Genomic DNA, 18,791 nt, shown 5'->3' on the forward strand with positions numbered 1-18,791 from the left:
GCGGGTCCGGGTCAGGTCAGCCGGGGCCGACCAGGCCGGACTGGTAGCCGATGATCACCAGCTGCACCCGGTCCCGCGCGCCGAGCTTGGTCAGGATCCGGCTGACGTGCGTCTTCGCGGTGGCGAGGGTGATGTGCAGGTCGGCGGCGAGCTCGGCGTTGCTGCGGCCCTCGGCGACCTTGACCAGGATCTCCCGCTCCCGCTCGGTCAGCTCGGCCAGCGCCGGGTCCGGCCGGGCGGGGACGGCGGGCGGCGTCCAGGTCTCGGCGATCCGGCGGGCGATGGTGGGCGCCAGCAGCGCCTCGCCGGCGGCGACGGTCCGGATGCCCTGGAGCAGGGCGGGCGCCTCGAAGTCCTTGAGCAGGTAGCCGCTGGCGCCGTACCGGAGGGCGGCGAGCACCGAGTGGTCGCTGTCGTAGCTGGTCAGCACGATGATCCTGGTCGCGGCCAGCGCGGGGTCGCCGGCGATCGCCTTGGTCGCCTCCAGGCCGTCGCCGCCGGGCATCTTGAGGTCCATCAGGACGACGTCCGGCCGCACCTCGCGCGCCAGCCGTACGGCGGCCGGCCCGTCCCCGGCCTCCCCGACGACCGCGAGGCCGGGCTCGGCCTCGATCAACGAGCGCAGCCCCGACCGGGCCAGCTGGTGGTCGTCGACGATCAGCACGGTGATCATGCGCGGTCCTCCCGGGGGACGCTCGCGGTCAGCCGGAGGCCGCCCTCGGGACCGGTGCCCACGGCCAGGGTGCCGCCGACCAGCGCGAGCCGCTCGCGCATGCCCCGCAGGCCGTACCCCTCGACGGGACCGCCGACCGGCGGCCCCGCGCCGTCGTCGGTGACGGTGAGCGTCAGCCGCTCCGGCTGCCAGTCGAGCTCGACGCGCACGTGGTCGGCGCGGGCGTGCCGGCGTGCGTTGGTCAGCGCCTCCTGGGTCACGCGGAAGAGGGTAAGCCCGGCCAGCGGGTCGTGGTCGCCGGGTTCGCCGCTGACCACGAGGGTCGCCGGAGGCCCGTCGACCCCGCTGCCGTCCACGAGCGCCGCGAGGTCGTCGAGGCCGACCACCCGGGTGGGTTCGCCGTCGGTGCTGCGCAGCAGGCCCAGCAGCTCGCGGATCTCGCGGGACGTGCCGACGCTCGCGGTCCGGATCTGCTCCAGCGCCTCCCGGGCCGCGTCCGGCCGGCTGTCGTAGAGGTGCAGGCCGACGGTGGCCTGCAGGGACACCGCCTCGATCGACTGCGCGATCACGTCGTGCAGGTCCCGGGCGATCGCCGTCCGCTCGTCGGCGACCCGGCGCTCCAGCGCCTGGCGCTGCTCGGCGCGGGCGGCGTCGGCCCGCGCCTGCAGCAGGGACCGGCGGAAGCCGACGGCCCGGCCGACGGCGTACGCGAGAGCGAGCCAGCCGACGGTGGCGACCACGTCGCCGGAGCGCTGCTCCGTCCCCGACGCCGCCGCCGCGGCGAAGGCGGGCGCACCCGCGACCAGGCACCAGGCCGCGCCCCGCCACGGCCGGTCCCGCGCCCCGACCGTGCCGACGGCCGCCGCGAACGCCAGCAGGAACGGCCCGTCCAGCAGCTCGCGGATCGACGCCAGCTGACCGGCCAGGCCGAGCAGGCCGATCGCGACCACGGCCGGTACGGCGTACCGGTGGCGGGCGGTGAGCGGCAGGCTGCACGCCAGCCCGAACCCCACCGCCACCCACCGGTCTTGCGCCGTGGCGGGGTGGCCCAGCAGCGTGGCGACGCCGAGCAGCCAGACCGTCGCCGCCAGCAGGAGGTCGCCGCGGCGGAGGGTCGGCGAGGTGCTCATGGTGCGCCGAGTCTAGGCGGGCCGGCGCCGGTCCGCGGCGCGTGCCGCGGACGCCTGATCAGTCCTGGAGGGCCGGGAGGTGGGTGACCTGCGGGGAGGGCTCGTCGAGGGCGGCCGAGCGCTCGTCGTTGCGCCGAGCGACGACGAACCAGATGGCGCGACAGACGCTCTCGTGGGGGTTCGAGAGGCGGTGCGGTGTCATCGCGTCGAAGGTGATGGAGTCGCCGGGCTCGAGGGTGTGGGTCTCGAAGCCGACTTGGACGTCGAGGCGGCCCTCGAGCACGAACCCGTACTCCCGGCCCCCGTGCCGCATCATGTCGTCCTCCGGGCAGCTGGCGCTGCCCTCGTCGTAGGTGACGTGGAGGAAGTCGACGAACGGATCGGCCTCGCGGGTGAGCCGTTCCCAGGTGACGCCGGGAAAGCGGATCTGCGCGCGCGACGTACCGCGTTGGACGTTGCGCTGCACCCGGGGCCAGACCGGCTCCTCGGGATCCCAGGCCATCGGCGGAAGGGCGTCGAGGTCCGCGACACTGGTGCGGGGGGCTCGGTCGACCCGGGCGGGCCCGGGGTCCGGCGATGGGTCGGGGAGCGGGCTCATCAGATCGTCGAGGGAGACCTCCAGCGCGTTGACGAGCTTGTAGAGCGTGCCGACGCTCGCGTTGACCTTGTTGTTCTCCAGCTGGGAGACGAAGCTCGGCGAGACGCCGACGCGCCGAGCGAGATCGCGCAAGGACATGCCGCGTGCGGTGCGCGCGGCACGGACCCGGCTTCCCAGCAGGTCGGCCGACGGGGTGTCGGCGTCTCCGTTCGCGGACGTCATCCGAGATCGTCTCCTGGTGCTCATGTGTCGCTGGGCCGGGTGCCGCGACCTGTTCAGTGTAGGTGTTCAGTGCCGTTCACTGAACTCCTGTCCATGCGCGGGCAGGCTCTTCCGGCGGAGAAGTTCACTCAGAATAAACAGTCCGTAATCGTCACTTGACGTTCAGTGTGACTGGACATACAGTTCCGACGTGATGCAGGCCACGACGACAGAAGGGCTGGTTCGAGGATGACGAGCGTGCGCACACTCCTCCGTGGGGGCGACGTGATCACTTCGCGCGTGGCGGGTGAGCTGCTGACCGGGACCGACGTCCTGGTCGAGAACGGACGGATCGCGGCGATCGGTCGCGACCTCGCTGCCGGCGATGCGCAGGTCGTCGACCTGACCGGGCGCGTGGTGCTCCCGGGCTTCGTGGACACCCACCGTCACACCTGGCAGTCCGTCGTCCGCAATATCGCCTCGGACTGGTCCCTGACCGAGTACCTGGCCGGCCTCCACACCGGGATGAGCCGCCACTACCGCGCCGAGGACACCTATGCGGGCAACTACCTCGGTGCGCTCGAGGCCCTCGACTCGGGGATCACGACCCTCGTCGACTGGTCCCACAACCTGTTCACCCCGGAGCACGCCGACGCGGCGATCCAGGCCCTGCGCGACGCAGGGCTCCGTGCGGTCTTCGCCCACGGCGGCGGCGCGCAGCAGTGGGGAGCGCCACTGCCGTCCGCTGTCCCGCACCCGGACGACGCGCGCCGTGTGCGCAACCAGCACTTCACCTCGGAGAACGACCTCGTCACGATGGCGCTGGCCCTCCGGGGGCCGCAGTTCACGACGCCCGAGGTCAACCTGCACGACTTCGGGCTCGCGAAGGAGCTCGACCTCGATGTCACGGTGCACGTCGGCGACGGCTACTGGGGCAAGTCGGGGCCGATCCGCGCGATGCAGCGCGACGGCTTGCTGTCCGACCGGACCACCTACGTCCACTGCTGCACGCTCGGCGACGACGAGCTCGCCATGATCGCGGACTCCGGAGGCAAGGCCTCGGTCGCGCCTGACGTCGAGATGCAGATGGGACACGGCTTCCCGGCGACGGGCCGCCTGATCCGGGCGGGGGTGCGCCCGAGCTTCTCGATCGACGTGTGCAGCAGCAACGGCGGCGACATGTTCGGGACCATGCGCTCGGCGATCGGTGTCCAGCGTGCGCTCGACAACGCGCCGGCGGTCGAGACCGGCGAGGTCATCGAGCGGATCGGCCTGACCTGCAGCGAGGTGCTGATGTTCGCCACCCGCGACGGCGCCGTCGCCGCCGGTCTGGGTGATCGCACCGGCTCGATCGAGGTCGGGAAGGCGGCCGACATCGTCGCGCTCCGCGGCGACTCGCTGGCGATGCTGCCGATGAACAACCCGATCGGTGCGGTCGTCTACAACGCCCACCCCGGACTGGTCCAGGACGTCTGGGTGGACGGGCGCCGGGTGAAGGAGGACGGACGCCTGGTCGGCGTCGACGTCGCCGCCGTCCGTGCGCTCGCCGAGCGCACCCGGGACCACGTCGTCAGCGCCTACCCCGAGGCATCCCTCGGTGGTGGTTGGCACCCGGAGCTCGGATGACCACCGCACCGGCGTCCGCCGTACCGGCTGCGGCGCCACGGCCCCGGATCCCCGACAACGTGGCGCGCCTGAGCCAGGTACTCGCCTGGCCCGCGACCCGCGCCTTCCTCGCCCTGGCCGTGCTCCTGGTGATCAGCCCCCTCGTCGCTTCCGGAAGCATCAGCAGCACCGCGCTCTACTCGATGCTGCCGTTCGCGGCGATCACCACTCTGGTGGCGGTGGGGCAGACCCTGGTCATCCAACAGGGCGGTCTCGATCTCTCGGTGCCCGGCGCGGTCACGCTCGGCGCACTCATCGTCGCCAAGTTCGGCAACGACCAGTCCTGGGGACTCCCGGTCGCGGTCGTGGTCGCGATCCTCGGAACCTCGCTGTTCGGGCTCCTGAGCGGAGTGGTCGTGACCGCCTTCAGGCTCCCGCCGCTGGTGGTCACCATCGCGACCAACGCACTGCTGATCGGCGTCGTCCAGGTCGTCTCGGGCGGCTTCGGGGCGCAGGCCGACCCGCGACTCAGCGACTTCGCCCTGGGCCGCTTCCTCGGTGTCCCGGTCCTGGTCTGGATCGCCGCAGCGGTGGTGATCGCGGCGCAGGTGCTGCTCAAGCTGAGCCGTACCGGGCGGCGGTTCGAGCTGGTCGGCGAGAGCCGGCGTGCTGCCGACGTCCTCGGTCTCCTCAGCCTCGGGTACGGCGTCGCGGCCTACTGGTTCTCCGCGCTGGCGGCCGGCGCCGCGGGCGTCATGCTCGCCGGGCTGTTGCGCTCGCCGACCCTGACGGCCGGCGACAGCTACCTCCTGCCGTCGATCGCTGCGGTCGTCCTGGGTGGCACCGCGCTGACCGGTGGCCGCGGAAGCCTGGTCGGAACCGCCCTGGGGGCGGTGTTCCTCGCCCAGCTCGCCCAGCTCGTCCAGACGTTCACCTCGCTGACCGCGGTCCAGAACGTCGTCACGGCTCTGATCATCGGTGTGGGCATCGTGCTCCAGCTCCGCCTGGGCCAGTCTCCCGCCCGTCTGATCGCGCTGTTCCGGCCGAGACGGGGCGAGCCCGTCCGGACCTGAGGCGAGGCGCTCCCGCGCCGGCCTTCCCCGAAAGCTCCTCCACCTTCAACGGCGCCGCCCGGCGGCCGCCGCGATCAGCCCTGCCCGGACGCGGTGTCCGAGCCCCAACCAAAGGAAGCGTCATGCACCTCACCATCTCCGACCGACGCGTCTCGCGAGCGTTCCTCGCGGCCTCGGCGGTCACCGTCCTGGGACTCAGTGCCTGCTCCTCGGTGAACGACACCTCGTCCTCGGGCTCGTCCACGAGCAAGGCCGACATCTCCGTGGGCAAGGTCGGGACCACCGACGAGTTCACCGACATCGCCGACGTCTGCGGCGGGAAGGACCTGAGCGTCGGGATCGTCGACGGCTTCGGGACCAACTCCTGGTCGAAGACGGTCAAGGCCGAGATCGAGAGCGAGGCCGCCAAGTGTGACGCGATCACCTCGGTCGACTACGCCGCTGGTCGCGGTGACGTGCAGGCGACCAACCAGGCGATCGTCAGCATGGCGGCCAAGGGCACCGACATCATCCTGGTCATCCCCGACGCCGGCCCCGGAGAGGCACACCTCCCCGCGCTGCGCAGCGCCACCAAGTCCGGGTCGACGGTCGTGGCGTTCGCATCGGACCCGACGGGCAGCCCCGGCGCGGACTACCTGGACTACACCGACTGGCAGCCGGCGAACAGCGGCAAGGTCTGGGCGCAGTGGGTGGTGGACAACCTCGGCGATGACGGCGGGAATGTCGTCTTCCTCGGTGGGCCGGCTGGAGCGAGCGTCACGGCGCAGGAGCTCACCGGCATCAAGGAGGTCCTGGCGGCGAACCCCCAGGTCAAGCTCCTCAATGACGAGCCCGTCGTGACCAACTGGGACCCGGCCGTCGCGCAGCAGGCGATGTCCGGTCTGCTCTCGCGCTACGACGACATCGATGCGGTGATCGTCGACTACGGCACCGCGGCCGGCGGCGTGATCCGGGCCTACGAGAGTGCCGGCAAGAAGCTCCCCCCGGTCGCCAGCACCGACGACAACGCGCTCAGCTGTGGGTACGCCGGTCTCAAGGCCAAGAACCCCGGCTACGAGCTCGCGACCGTCTCGAGCCGCACCTGGGTGGGACGTGTCGCCCTGCGCAAGGCGCTCGGCGCGCTCGCCGAGCGGGACGACGCGGAGCCGTCGATCTACCAGCTCTCGCTCTTCGAGGACTCCACGGGCGCGACCGACGGCAGCGTGGCCCCCACGGACGCCTGCTTGTCCGGAGCGCCTTCCGACGCCTCCCCGTCCTCGCTGCTGACCGCGGACGAGTTCGACGCGCTCTTCAAGTGATCGCCCGATGACCACGACGACGACCACGACCGCCATGACGACCGACCAGTCGGCGGCCCTGCGCCTCGACGGCATCGGCAAGAGCTATCCGGGTGTGCGCGCGCTCGACGGCGTCAGCCTCGAGCTGCTGCCGGGGCGCGTGCACGCCATCCTCGGTGAGAACGGCGCCGGCAAGTCGACCCTCGTGGGCATCGCGGCCGGCTCGGTGGTTCCCGACCAGGGAACCATCGACCTCGCCGGTCAGACGCACCGTCGCCTGCAGCCGGGGCAGGCGCGCGCCCAGGGCCTGGCCATCGTGTACCAGACCCCTGCCCTCGCTCCGACGCTCACGGTCGTCGATGCCGTGCTCACCCTGCTCCCCGCCGACAAGAAGCCGGCCCGGGGCAACGCGACTGCGTGGCTGGCCGGTCTCTTCACGGATCTCGGGCTCCCGATCGACCCGGGGGCCGTCGTCGGTGACCTCAGCCAACGAGAGGCCCACCTGATCGAGATCGCGGCCGCCCTGGCCTGCGATCCGCAGGTGCTGGTCCTCGACGAACCGACCGAGGCACTGGGTGCCGAGGAGACCTCGTGGCTGTTCGACAAGGTCGCCGAGCTCCAGGGGCGTGGGACGGCGATCGCCTACATCACGCACCGGATCCCGGAGGTCATGTCGATCGCGCAGGACCAGACGGTGCTGCGCGACGGCCGGGTGGTCGGCCGGGGTGACGTCTCCGAGTTCACCGCCGACGAGATCGTCACCATGATCATCGGGCGATCGCTCGAGACCACGTTCCCGGACAAGGCGAGCGCCGATCCCGGGACCCCGGTGCTCGCCGTCCAGGGCCTCGCCGGTCCCGGCTTCCGCGACGTCTCGTTCGAGGTGCCGCGCGGCCAGATCCTCGGGCTGGCCGGTGTCGAGGGAAACGGGCAGCGAGAGCTGCTCCACGCTCTCGGCGGCAGCGGCACGGTCCAGGGAGTGGTGCGGGTGAACGGCGCAGAGGTGTCGATCCGCAGCCACCGCGCCGCCACGGCCTCGGGGGTCGTCCTGCTTCCCGGTGATCGGCTGGGCACCGCCATGTTCGGCAACCTCTCGATCCGGGAGAACGTGGTGGCCTCCGCGCTCGGCGACGCGATGCCCGCGGGCTGGACCCGCCGTGCGCGCGAGTACGAGCTCACCCGGGAGGCCATCGACGACTTCGCCGTCAAGACGGCGACACTCGAGAGCACCGTCGTCTCGCTGTCGGGTGGCAGCCAGCAGAAGGTGCTGCTGGCCCGAGCCAGGCTGGCGAACCCACGCGTCCTGTTGGTGGAGGACCCGACCCAGGGTGTCGACGCCGGGGCGCGGGTGGAGATCTACAGCTGCCTGCGTGAGCTGGCCAGCTCCGGCGTCGCGGTCGTCGTGCTGTCGACGGACGCGGTCGAGCTGGAAGGCCTGTGCGATCGCGTCCTCGTCCTCTCCCGGGGAGCTGTCGCGGCGGACCTCCGGGCCGGTGAGATCACCGAGCGCGCCATCATCGGCGGCGCCCTGCTCGCCGATCATGCGACCTCCGAGGCCGGCGAGATGGCGGTCGCCACACAGGGCGCGCGGGCGCGGGGCCAGGCTCCGGGTCGGCGCCGCCGGCGCGGCGCGATGATCCAGCCGGTGGCACTGCTGGCCCTGACCGGGCTCGTCGCCCTCGCCACAGCGAGTCGGGACGCCGCCTTCCTGCAACCGCTCAACCTCAGCCAGCTGTTGCTCGCCTCCGCCGTCCTGATGCTGGTCGGCCTCGCGCAGCTGGTCGTCGTCATCACCGGCGGCATCGACCTCAGTGTCGGATCGGTCGTCGCGCTCTCAGGCGTGGTGGTCTCGTACCACGCGGACGGTGGCGCGGGTGCCCTGGCGATCGGCGCAGTTCTGGCCATCGCCGCCGGCGCGGCCGTCGGTACCGTCAACGGTCTGCTCGTCACGCGCCTCCAGGTGCCGGCGGTCATCGCGACGCTGGTCTCGTCGGTTGCCGTGCTGGGTCTTGCGCAGGTGCTGCGGCCCCAACCTGGTGGTGCGGCCGGACTGGACGTGCTCAACCTTCTGGGGGCGACGATCGCCACCGTCCCGGTCCTGCTCGTGCTCGGCCTGCTCGTCACTGCGGGCATGGCGCAGGTCCTGCAGCACACCTCGCTCGGCCGCGGGCTGCGGGCGGTGGGCGCCGACGCGGTCAAGGCGAACCGCATGGGTGTCCCCGTCCTGCGCACCCGGGTGATCGCGATGGCGATGTCCGGTGCCTTGAGCGCAGGCGCAGGTATTGCCCTGTTCGCCCAGACGGGCATCGGGGATGCGAACAGCGGTCAGGCACTGACCCTGGCGTCGGTCACGGTGATCGTGATCGCCGGCGTCAGCATCTTCGGTGGCTCGGGGTCCGCGGTCAGCGTCGCCGCGGCGGCGCTCCTGCTCCAGGTCATCACCAATGCGCTCGCCTTCCTCTCGTGGAGCATCGCCTGGCAGTACTGGATCCAGGGGATCTTCGTGATCGTGGCGGCGGTCCTGCCGATGCTGGCTCGCCGGGCGAGGATGCGGAGCGGGCAGTCATGATCCTCCACCTCGCACTCTTCACCTGGGCGGACGACGTCACGGCGGAGGACATCGCCGGCGCGAGCGCCGACCTCCACCTGATGGCGGACCAGCTCGACGCGATCGTGCAGTACTCCTGCGGACCGAACCTCGGCATCACGCCGAGCACCGCGGACTTCGTCGTCGCAGCGGCTGTCCGCGACGAGGACGGACTCCGCGAGTACCTCACGCACCCGCTGCACCAGGCCGTCCAGGCGCGGTGGCTCACGCGGATGACGGCGTCGCGGACGGCTGCCCAGCTGCCCATGCCGTTCTCCGTCGCGCTCGCCGCGCGCTGACGCGCCACCCACCCCACCCAACCCACAGGCCGGACCGGCCGAGGAGGAACTCATGTCGAACACCGCCACCACCGGCAGCAACGCCGTCGACTGGGAGGCCCGGATCGACTTCGACCGCCTGCGGACCGAGCGGCTCGCTCGGTTGAAGGCCCAGCTGGAGAAGTCCGACTGCGGCGCGATCCTCGCCTTCGACTTCTCCAACATCCGCTACATGACGGCGACCCACATCGGGACGTGGGCGATGGACAAGCTGATCAGGTTCTCCCTCCTGACCAGGGAGACCGACCCGATCTCGTGGGACTTCGGATCCGCGGCCAAGCACCACGCGTTGTACAACCCGTGGTTGAACACGACGACGGCGGAGGCTGACGCCGACCCGCACGCCCCTCACCACGGCGCGGTCCGGCCGCGTCTGGAGTCCGGTGCCCGCGCCGGCATCTCCACGCTGCGTGGGGCGTTCACGCCCGACGCGGGCGTGGCCGAGGACGTCGCCCGCAAGATCAAGCGCGAGCTCGAGAAGTTCGGCGTCGCGGACCAGCCGCTCGGGGTCGACGTGATCGAGCTGCCGATCCTGTTCGCCCTCCAGCAGCAGGGCATCGACGTCGTCGACGGCCAGCAGATCTTCTTGGAGGCCCGTCGGATCAAGACCGACGACGAGATCGGGCTCCTCACGCACGCGGCGTCGATGGTCGACGCCGCCTACGAGGAGCTCTACCGCTTCCTGCGCCCGGGAGTGCGGGAGAACGAGTGTGTCGGCCTGGTCGCCAAGACCCTCTACGACCTCGGCTCGGAGTACGTCGAGGGCGTCAACGCGATCTCGGGCGAGCGGTGCTCGCCGCACCCCCACGTCTTCTCCGACCGCCTTATCCGGCCCGGCGATCCGGCGTTCTTCGACATCCTGCACAGCTTCAACGGCTACCGAACCTGCTACTACCGGACCTTCGCGGTCGGTTCGGCGAGCCGGGCGCAGCGCGATGCCTACACCCGCGCCCGGGAGTACATGGACCGGGCCATCGCGCTCGTGCGCCCTGGAGCGACGACGGCGGACATCGTGAGCGTCTGGCCCAAGGCGCAGGAGTTCGGGTTCCCGGACGAGGAGGCGGCGTTCGCCCTGCAGTACGGGCACGGCGTCGGCCTCTCGATCTGGGAGAAGCCGATCTTCTCCCGCCTCGTGTCGCTCGACCACCCCGAGGTGCTCGAGGAGGGCATGGTGTTCGCCCTGGAGACCTACTGGCCCTCCGCCGACGGCATCGGGGCCGCGCGGATCGAGGAGGAGGTGGTCGTCACCCGCGACGGGTGCCAGGTCATCACGAAGTTCCCGGCGGAGGACCTCATCGTCGCCGGGCGCAAGTACTACACCGTCGGCGGCGAGCTCGGCACGCTGCGGGACTCGCAGTCGCACCGCAACACGCCCTGGGGAAGTCCGCCGGCGTGAGCAGCGTCCACGACCCGGGAACGGTCGGGTTTCTCGGGCTGGGGTCGATGGGTTCGGCCATGGCCGGGCGACTCGTCGCGGCGGGGCACCGGGTGCGGGTGTGGAACCGCAGCCCCGCGGCGGGCGTGCGGCTGGCCGAGCAGGGGGCGGAGCTCGCGGCCGACGCCGCGCTTGCCCTCCAGGCACCGGTGTCCTTCTCGATGCTCGCCGACGACGAGGCGGCCCAGGCGGTCCTCTCGCCGGCCGCGCTCGACGGTCCAGCGGGCCGGCTGCACGTCTCCATGGCGTCCTTGAGCCCGCGCGCCAGCCGGGAGCTGGGCCGGCGCTGCGCCGACGCGGGCATGGACTACCTGGCGGCGCCCGTGCTCGGCCGGCCGGCCGTCGCTGCGTCCGGAGGGCTGAACATCCTCGTCGGCGGCAGGAACGAGGTGCTGGAGAGGGCTCGACCGCTGCTCGAGACGATCGGTGCCCGGGTCTGGCCGATCTCGGAGCGGCCCGAGGTCGCCAACGTCGTGAAGATCGCGGTCAACCTGCAGATCATCCATGCACTCCAGGCGCTCGCGGAGTCGATCGCGCTCGTGGAGGCGCACGAGGTGGCGCCGGACCTGTTCGCCGAGCTGCTGGGCGCGACGCTGTTCGGCGGCGTGGTGCACCGCACGTACGGGCAGCTGATCGCCGAGCGCGCCTACCGGCCGGCGGGGTTCACGGTTCCTCTGGGAGCCAAGGACCTCCGGCTGGCTGCCGAGGTCGCCGAGGACGGCGGCGTGGTGCTGCCGTCGCTGCCCGCGCTCCAGGGCGTCTTCGCCGCGGCGCTGGAGCGACCGGGGGCGGAGAGCCTCGACTGGGCGGCGATCGCCGAGGTCACCCGCCACCCCGAACTCCCGGCGCCGGAGCGCCGGACCATCACCGAGCTGGAGGAGAACTGATGACCATCGAACGAATCGCCGTCCTCGGCACCGGGGCCAACGGGGCGGGAATCGGGGCCGACCTCGTCCGTGCCGGGTACGACGTGACCTACATCGAGCAGTGGCCGGCACATGTCGAGGCCATCCGCGCGCAGGGGCTCACCGTCGTGTGCCAGGGCGAGCGCACCGTCACCGAGGTGCGGGCGCACCACCTGTGCGAGGTCGCAGAGATGCGGGAGAGCTTCGATCTCGTCTTCCTGCTCGTCAAGGCGTACGACGCGCGCTGGGCCACGGAGCTGATCAAGCCGCGCCTGGCGCCGGACGGCCTCGTGGTGGGACTGCAGAACGGCATGGTGGCCGACGAGATCGCCTCGATCGTCGGGGTCGAGCGGACGCTGGGCGCCGTCATCGAGATGGCCTCCAACATGTTCGAGCCCGGCGTGGTCAACCGGGACACCCCGAAGGAGACGGCCTGGTTCGCCCTCGGTGCGCTCGACGGTGGTCCCCAGGACCGTGCCGAGGAGGTCGCCGCGATCCTCCGCTCGGCCGGAAACGTGGAGGTCGTCGACGACATCCTGTCCGCCAAGTGGATGAAGCTGGTCGTCAACGCGACCGAGCTGGTCAGTGCGGGTGTGGTCGACCTCCCCATGGTCGAGGCCGCCGACCTGCCGGGCATGCGTGCCTTCATGGTGCAGGCGGGCGTCGAGGCGCTCGAGGCGGCGATCGATCTGGGTCACCGCGCTCTGCCGATGTTCGGGCTGACCGGAGGCGTCGAGGACGGGGCTGAGGCGTACGTCAACGCGCTGATCGACGCGGTCTACCAGCACTACGCGATCCCGACCACGCTCACCACGGTCCACCAGGACTGGATCAAGGGCCGCCGCAGCGAGGTCGAGGAGATCAACGGCCTCGTGGTGCGGGAGCGGGCCGCGAAGGGCAAGCGCGCACCGGCCAACGCGGTCCTGAGCGAGATCGCCCGGGAGATCGAGGCGGGCACCGAGAAGCCCGGGCAGCACCACCTTCCGCGCCTGATGGCGGCCGTGACGACGTCCTGACCTCGCTCACCCCGCGGTCGTCGGTGCCTGGCCCTGCTCGATCACCTCGGGGTGGTCGAGCAGCGCCAACCGGGTGCGGCGGATGTGGACGGTCAGCATCCGGGTGGCGATGTCGACGTCGCGCCGGGAGACCGCGTCGAGCAGCAGGTCGTGCTCGGCCGCGATCACCCACGACTCCTGGGCTCCGGCGCGCCGGACGAACGCACGTCGGTAGGGCTGCGTGGTGTCCCACAGCCCGCGCACCATGCCGGCCAGCTGGGTGGCCTCGCTGCCCGCGTACGACGACTCGTGGAACGCGCGGTCGAGGACCAGGAACCGCTCCACGTCGTCGTTCGCCGCGATCTCCTCCTGGAGGGAGCGCATGCGATCGACGTGCAGGTCGGTGAGCCGGGGGATGCTGTCGGCCAGGAGCAACGGCTCGATGCGCTCGCGGATCTCGTAGGACATCTCGAGGTCGGCGAGGCTCAGCGACATCACCCAGGCGCCGCTGTTGGCGCGAAGCGTGACCAGACCGCGCGTCTCGAGGATGCGCAGCGCCTCGCGCACCGGGATCCGGCTCGTCGCGAGCTCATCGGCGAGCTCGTCCTGCTTGATCCGGCTCCCGGGGGCGAGCGTGCCGTCGAGGATCCGCTCGGCCAGGACGTCGGCGATGCGTTGACTGGCGACCGGGCTGGGCGTGCTCACGGAAGGTGACCCTACGGTCGGTCGAGGTCGGCGCGGTAGCGCGCGGGCTCGACGTCGACCGCCCGTCCGGTCGGGTACGAGACCAGCTCGAGCTGCAGACCCCACGGGGCTCGCACGTAGACCCACCGCTGCCCGAGGTGGGCGCCCGTGCTCGCCGTCGGTGCGCCCATGACCTCGATCCCGGCAGCCCGCAGCTGGTCGACCGCGAGATCGAGGTCGTCGACGTACAGCGCGAGGTGGTGCCCGCCGACGTCGCTGTTGCGCGGCGGCGTACGTCGTTGGTCCGGTGCCTCCCAGGCGAACACCTCGAGGATCAGCCCCCCGAGCTCGAAGAAGCGGATCTCCGCGATGGCAGCCGTCGCGTCGACGCCCAGGTGCGTGCGCATCCAGTCGCCGCTGCCCTCGCGCCGGGGGAGGGCGTAGCGGTAGGTGGCTCCGAGCACGTCGACGAGGAAGGCATGCGCCTGATCGAGGTCCGGAACGGTCAGCCCGACGTGGTCAGCGCGTCGGACCCCGGTCAGCACAGGAGGAGGATTCATGAATCCAATGTATCCATTGAGCGCGAGGTATGGCGAGCGCGGAGGCATTCTTGTGCGCTAGACAGGCAGATCGATCTCTTCTAATGTATCCATTCGACTACTCGCGATGAGGAGAACCAGCGGATGCCGAAGCACGTCAATCTCAAGCCGGTCTCGCCGTGGGTCGAGGTGACGCTCGGCCGGCGAGACCGTGACACCGCCGAGCCGCAGGTGCTCCTCGACCTCCTCGGTCGGATGCAGTGGGTGCGGACCTTCGAGGAGTACGTCCTGGAGCTCGCCGGCCAGGGCCTCGTGCACGGACCCGCGCACTCCAGCATCGGCCAGGAGGGCGGCGCGATCGGCTCGATCCTCCCGCTGCGCACGGACGACATGATCAATGGCTCGCACCGGGGCCATCACCAGTTCCTGGCCAAGGCCTTCGGACACGTGCTCCCCGCAGGCGGCACCGGAGTGCCGCGCGTCACCGGTGAGGTCCGAGAGGTGCTGCGCCGCACCCTGGCGGAGATCTGTGGTCTCGCGGACGGCTACTGCCGTGGTCGCGGCGGTTCGATGCACCTGCAGTGGCGCGAGGCCGGGGCGATGGGCACCAACGCCATCGTCGGCGGCGGCGTGCCCCAGGCGGCGGGCTTCGCCTGGGCGATGCGCAATGCCGGCACTGACGCGGTGAGCGTGACCTACTTCGGTGACGGCGCGGTCAACATCGGCTCGGTCCTGGAGACCTTCAACCTCGCGGCGGCATGGAAGCTGCCCGTCTGCTTCTTCATCGAGAACAACCTCTACGCCGTCTCCACGCACGTCGATGCCGCGACAGCCGAGCCTCGGCTGTCCGCCCGCGGGCTCGGGTTCAACATCCCGTCGTGGCGTGTGGATGGAATGGACCCCCTCGCCGTGCACGTGGCGATGACCGAGGCGCTGGAACACATGCGTGCGGGCAACGGTCCGACGATCATCGAGGCCGAGGTCTACCGCTACTTCCACCAGAACGGCCCCTTCCCGGGTTCCGCGTTCGGCTACCGCGACAAGGCGGAGGAAGCCGCGTGGCGCGAGCGCGACCCGATCGCCCAGCTGCGGAGCGAGGTCCTGCGACGCGAGCTGGCGACCCAGGAGGAGCTCGACGCCCAGGTCGACGAGGTCGAAGGCGTCCTGCGCGAGCTCGGTGAGCAGTTCCTCGAGGCCGACCCGGACGGAAAGCCCGGACAGCGGCGGATCATCGCCGGCGCGTGGCCTGACCCGGGGTTCGTCGACGTCGGGATCCGCGGCGACCTGAGTGAGCTGGCCGGCTCGCGGTACGAGGAGCAGGAGACGTTCTCCGGCGAGCTCGCCGAGCGCCGGTTCATCGACGTCGTCAGTGAGGTCATGGCGCGCCGGATGGAGACGGACCCGTCCGTCGTCGTGATGGGTGAGGACGTCGACGGCCTCAAGGGAGGCACCAACGGCGCGACACGCGCTCCGCTGGCGGCCTTCCCGGACCGCGTGCTGGGCACGCCCATCAGCGAGAACGCCTTCGCCGGGCTGGCCGGCGGCATGGCTCTCGACGGCCGGGTCCGCCCGGTGGTGGAGTTCATGTACGCCGACTTCATGTGGGTGGCCGCCGACCAACTCTTCAACCAGGTCGCCAAGGCGCGTCACATGTTCGGTGGCGAAGCGGCCGTGCCGTTCGTGCTGCGCAGCAAGCTCGCGGCGGGCACCGGCTACGGCTCCCAGCACTCGATGGATCCCGCGGGCGTGCTCGCCACGGCTCCCGGGCTGCGGATCGTCGCACCGTCCAACCCCTTCGACTACGTCGGCCTGATGAACACAGCGTTGGCCTGCGACGACCCGGTCGTCGTCCTCGAGCACGTCGACCTCTACGCATCCTCCGGGCAGGGGCCGGTCGACGACCTCGACTACCGCCTCCCGGTGGGCAAGGCGGCCGTGCGGCGCACGGGTGACGACCTCACGATCATCAGCTACCTCAGCATGGTGGGGCACTGCCTCGATGCGCTGGACGTCGTCGGTGACCGGATCTCGGCGGACCTGATCGACCTGCGCTGGCTCGACCGCGCCTCTCTGGACTGGGACACCATCGAGGCCAGCGTGCGCAAGACGAACCAGGTGCTGATCGTCGAGCAGGGCGCCGCGGGGACGTCCTACGGCGGATGGCTCGCGGACGAGATCCAGCGCCGCCTCTTCGACTGGCTCGACGCACCGGTCCACCGCGTGCACGGGTCCGAGGCCTCGCCGAGCATCAGCAAGGTGCTCGAGCGGGCGGCGATCGCGCGGACCGACGAGGTGGTCGCGGCCCTGAACGACATTGCAGCGGGCTGACGAGCCAAGGCACGACGAGGAGACGAGGGTTCGAGATGGTGCAGTTGATGTCGGTGCCCGAGGTGGCGGCTGGCGCGACCGAGGTGCAGCTGGCGGAGTGGAGTGTCTCCGCCGGGGCCGAGGTGAGCCGTGGTGATGTCATCGCGGTGGCCGAGACCGACAAGGCGGTGGTCGAGGTCGAGGCCGAGTTCGACGGTGTCGTGGTGGGTCTGCTCGCGACCGTCGGCGAGACGATCGGCGTCGGCGCCCCGCTGATGCTGGTCGGGGACAGCAGCGATGTCGGCAGGGAGCTGGATGCGCTGCTCGCCGAGGTGGGCGTGGCTCCGCCGAACCCGAGCGCGGACCCTGTGCCCGATCCTGGTCCTGTCCCTTCCGTCGCCTCGGACCCGGTGACCGCCGCCCCCGCGGTACGCCGCTTCTCGAGCCCGCTGGCGCGACGCCTCCTGCAGGAGGCCGGTCTCGACATCGCGGACGTGACCGGGACGGGGCCACGTGGGCGCGTGCGCAAGCGTGACGTCGAGCGCCTCATCGCCCAGCGCGACGCGGTTCCGGCAGGTGCCGTCGCGGCAACGGCGGAGCCGGCGACCGCGGTCGCGGACACCGCCGATGTGGTCGAGGTCGCCGCCGGGACCTCGCTCGAGCCCCACACGCGCCTGCGCCGGTCGATCGCCCAGCGGCTCACGCGGGCGAAGCAGGAGATCCCCCACTTCTACGTCACCCGGAGCGTCCGCGTCGACGAGCTCCTGGCGCTGCGGGCACAGATCAACGAGCACTCGCAGGTGCGGGTGTCGGTCAACGACCTCGTGCTCCGCGCCGTCGCCGTCACCCATCGCGCGGTTCCGGAGGCCAACGTCGTGTGGTCCGAGGAAGGCATGGTGCGGCACGAGTCCGTCGACGTGGCCGTGGCGGTCGCGTCCGAGCGAGGACTGGTGACGCCGGTGGTGCGCGGTGTGGACCAGCTGTCCCTGTCGAGCTTGGCGCGTCGAGTCGGTGACTACGTCGAGCAGGCCAACGCGGGCCGGCTGCAGCAGCGCGACCTCGACGGCGGGTCGATCACGGTGACCAACCTCGGCATGTACGGCGTCGAGGAGTTCTCCGCGATCATCAACCCGCCGCACTCCGCGATCCTCGCGGTCGGCGCGGCGCGCCCTGAGGCCGTCGTGGAGAGGGCCGGCGACGACCAGCGGATCGAGATCCGCACGATTCTGCGCCTGGTGCTGTCCGTCGACCACAGGGCGATCGACGGCGCTCTCGCCGCTCGGTGGATGGCCCGGCTCGTCGAGGCGCTCGAGCGTCCGATGACGCTGCTGGTCTGACGGCAGTAGGGGCACCTCCGTGCGGAGGCGCCCCTACGGGATGTCGCCGATGCCGGCCCGGCCGGATCAGCGCAGGGTCAGCGTGAGCGTCCCCTCGACCTTGTCCCAGTCCGACGGAGTGCCCTGCTCGGCCACCCAGCCCACCACGCGGTAGGTGGACGTGCGGCTGTCTCGCGCGACCTCCTTGAGCTCGATGTCGCTCACGTCGAGCCCAGTGCCGGTGGTGGTCCGCGACGTGTTCTCGCAGGGGAACTGACCCTGGCCGGTCTGCTTGCTGGTGTCGGTCCAGGCGGCGCGCATGAACAGCCCGATCCGTACGCCGCTCAGGTCGGTGCGCGTGAAGTGACCGAAGATGTCGTCGGTGAAGCGGTCGCCGGTGTAGCGCAGCGTTCCGCTGCCGGCCTCCTTGCGCTCGCGGTCGTAGACGCACGAGGGCGTCACCTCGCGGCCCACGACCGAGCCCGTCCGCGCGTAGGTACTGTGGGTGCTGGCGAACGTCGGATTCTGGCGCGGGCCGTCGATCCGCATCGAGATCTCGGCGGTCGCCGTGTGCGTCCAGGTCTCGGTCCGGCCGGTCGCCGGGTCGGTGCGCTGGCCCGTGTCGCTGAACGTGAGGTCGCCGGTGAGGACGGCGTGGAGGTCCGCGCCGACGGTGACCTGCGTCCTCGAGGCTTGGCAGTTGTTGGATTCCTTGGACTCCTTGACCCGGTTGGTCGCGTCGGCGCAGGCGAGCACCCAGTACTTCCCGTCGGCCGCTCCGAAGGGGACGGCGACCCGGCCGCTGATGGTCTGCTTCTTGCGCGGCTTGAGCTTCTTCACCGCGACGTTGCCGCCGGCAGCCAGGTCGCTGCGGCCGCGGCTCCGGTCCTGGGAGAGGTAGAAGCGCAGCGTGCTCGGCTTGGCCGCGGCGCGCCCCTTGTTGGCCACGGTGGTGCTGAGGTCGAAGCGGCCGCCCGGGCGCACCTTCGCCGGCGGTGTGCCGACCGCGGTGACGACGAGGTCGGGACCGCGGGGCGCCGCGCCTGCGCTCGGTCCGGCGCCGACCGCCATCAGCGAGGCGCCGAGCGCCATGGCTGCGGCAACGGCCGCCCTCCGTCGAGCCTGCAT

The 18,791-nt window shown here is 71.4% G+C and carries 16 protein-coding genes; 10 read left to right on the plus strand and 6 right to left on the minus strand.

The window, feature by feature from the left end; genetic code table 11:
- Positions 1-16: 16 nt before the first annotated feature.
- The 3 genes from M0M48_RS26830 to M0M48_RS26840 are packed head-to-tail and all read right to left on the minus strand — an operon-like array spanning position 17 to position 2,623.
- Positions 17-673: a response regulator gene (locus M0M48_RS26830; protein ID WP_257753472.1), complete on the minus strand. Its 657-nt coding sequence runs from the start codon at positions 671-673 to the stop codon at positions 17-19.
- The gene (locus tag M0M48_RS26835; RefSeq protein ID WP_257753473.1) at positions 670-1,803 is read right to left on the minus strand and encodes a sensor histidine kinase; all 1,134 of its coding nucleotides are present in this window, start codon (positions 1,801-1,803) and stop codon (positions 670-672) included. The genes M0M48_RS26830 and M0M48_RS26835 overlap by 4 nt, the downstream gene beginning before the upstream one ends.
- Positions 1,804-1,861: 58 nt before the next feature.
- Positions 1,862-2,623: a helix-turn-helix domain-containing protein gene (locus tag M0M48_RS26840; protein ID WP_257753474.1), complete on the minus strand. Its 762-nt coding sequence runs from the start codon at positions 2,621-2,623 to the stop codon at positions 1,862-1,864.
- A 237-nt stretch (positions 2,624-2,860) separates the two neighbouring features.
- On the opposite strand from M0M48_RS26840, the gene M0M48_RS26845 reads away from it, so the two are divergent.
- From M0M48_RS26845 to M0M48_RS26880, 8 genes are all read left to right on the plus strand, one after another.
- Positions 2,861-4,228: an amidohydrolase family protein gene (locus M0M48_RS26845; protein WP_257753475.1), complete on the plus strand. Its 1,368-nt coding sequence runs from the start codon at positions 2,861-2,863 to the stop codon at positions 4,226-4,228.
- Complete coding sequence (locus tag M0M48_RS26850; protein ID WP_257753476.1) at positions 4,225-5,280, plus strand: ABC transporter permease; 1,056 nt, start codon at positions 4,225-4,227, stop codon at positions 5,278-5,280. The genes M0M48_RS26845 and M0M48_RS26850 overlap by 4 nt, the downstream gene beginning before the upstream one ends.
- A 122-nt stretch (positions 5,281-5,402) precedes the next feature.
- Positions 5,403-6,578: a substrate-binding domain-containing protein gene (locus M0M48_RS26855; RefSeq protein ID WP_215813823.1), complete on the plus strand. Its 1,176-nt coding sequence runs from the start codon at positions 5,403-5,405 to the stop codon at positions 6,576-6,578.
- Between the two features lie 7 nt (positions 6,579-6,585).
- On the plus strand, positions 6,586-9,126 hold the full coding sequence (locus M0M48_RS26860; RefSeq protein ID WP_257753477.1) for an ATP-binding cassette domain-containing protein: 2,541 nt from the start codon (positions 6,586-6,588) through the stop codon (positions 9,124-9,126).
- A complete protein-coding gene (locus tag M0M48_RS26865; RefSeq protein ID WP_215813821.1) occupies positions 9,123-9,443 on the plus strand; it encodes a Dabb family protein in 321 nt (106 codons plus the stop codon). The genes M0M48_RS26860 and M0M48_RS26865 overlap by 4 nt, the downstream gene beginning before the upstream one ends.
- 52 nt (positions 9,444-9,495) lie before the next feature.
- Positions 9,496-10,878 (plus strand): M24 family metallopeptidase, encoded by a 1,383-nt coding sequence (locus M0M48_RS26870; protein WP_257753478.1) that lies wholly within the window; start codon positions 9,496-9,498, stop codon positions 10,876-10,878.
- Complete coding sequence (locus M0M48_RS26875; protein ID WP_257759277.1) at positions 10,875-11,804, plus strand: NAD(P)-dependent oxidoreductase; 930 nt, start codon at positions 10,875-10,877, stop codon at positions 11,802-11,804. The genes M0M48_RS26870 and M0M48_RS26875 overlap by 4 nt, the downstream gene beginning before the upstream one ends.
- Entirely contained in the window at positions 11,804-12,838 is a 1,035-nt protein-coding gene (locus tag M0M48_RS26880; RefSeq protein ID WP_257753480.1) for a ketopantoate reductase family protein, read from the plus strand. The genes M0M48_RS26875 and M0M48_RS26880 overlap by 1 nt, the downstream gene beginning before the upstream one ends.
- Positions 12,839-12,844: 6 nt before the next feature.
- Here the strand turns inward: M0M48_RS26880 and M0M48_RS26885 are convergent, their stop codons facing one another.
- Both M0M48_RS26885 and M0M48_RS26890 read right to left on the minus strand, forming a co-directional pair.
- Positions 12,845-13,522, minus strand: a complete 678-nt coding sequence (locus M0M48_RS26885) for a GntR family transcriptional regulator (protein ID WP_257753481.1) — start codon at positions 13,520-13,522, stop codon at positions 12,845-12,847.
- An 11-nt stretch (positions 13,523-13,533) separates the two neighbouring features.
- Positions 13,534-14,061 carry a VOC family protein gene (locus M0M48_RS26890; RefSeq protein WP_257753482.1) on the minus strand — a complete coding sequence of 176 codons (528 nt, stop codon included), beginning with the start codon at positions 14,059-14,061 and terminating at the stop codon, positions 13,534-13,536.
- Positions 14,062-14,184: 123 nt separating this feature from the next.
- Here M0M48_RS26890 and M0M48_RS26895 point away from each other — a divergent pair, with 123 nt between their 5' ends.
- Complete coding sequence (locus tag M0M48_RS26895; protein WP_257753483.1) at positions 14,185-16,368, plus strand: alpha-ketoacid dehydrogenase subunit alpha/beta; 2,184 nt, start codon at positions 14,185-14,187, stop codon at positions 16,366-16,368.
- Between the two features lie 35 nt (positions 16,369-16,403).
- The gene (locus M0M48_RS26900) at positions 16,404-17,684 is read left to right on the plus strand and encodes a dihydrolipoamide acetyltransferase family protein (protein WP_257753484.1); all 1,281 of its coding nucleotides are present in this window, start codon (positions 16,404-16,406) and stop codon (positions 17,682-17,684) included.
- A 66-nt stretch (positions 17,685-17,750) separates the two neighbouring features.
- On the opposite strand, the gene M0M48_RS26905 is transcribed toward M0M48_RS26900, so the two are convergent.
- Positions 17,751-18,791 carry a CARDB domain-containing protein gene (locus M0M48_RS26905; RefSeq protein ID WP_257753485.1) on the minus strand — a complete coding sequence of 347 codons (1,041 nt, stop codon included), beginning with the start codon at positions 18,789-18,791 and terminating at the stop codon, positions 17,751-17,753.

The organism is Pimelobacter simplex (assembly GCF_024662235.1).
Classification (GTDB): domain Bacteria; phylum Actinomycetota; class Actinomycetes; order Propionibacteriales; family Nocardioidaceae; genus Nocardioides.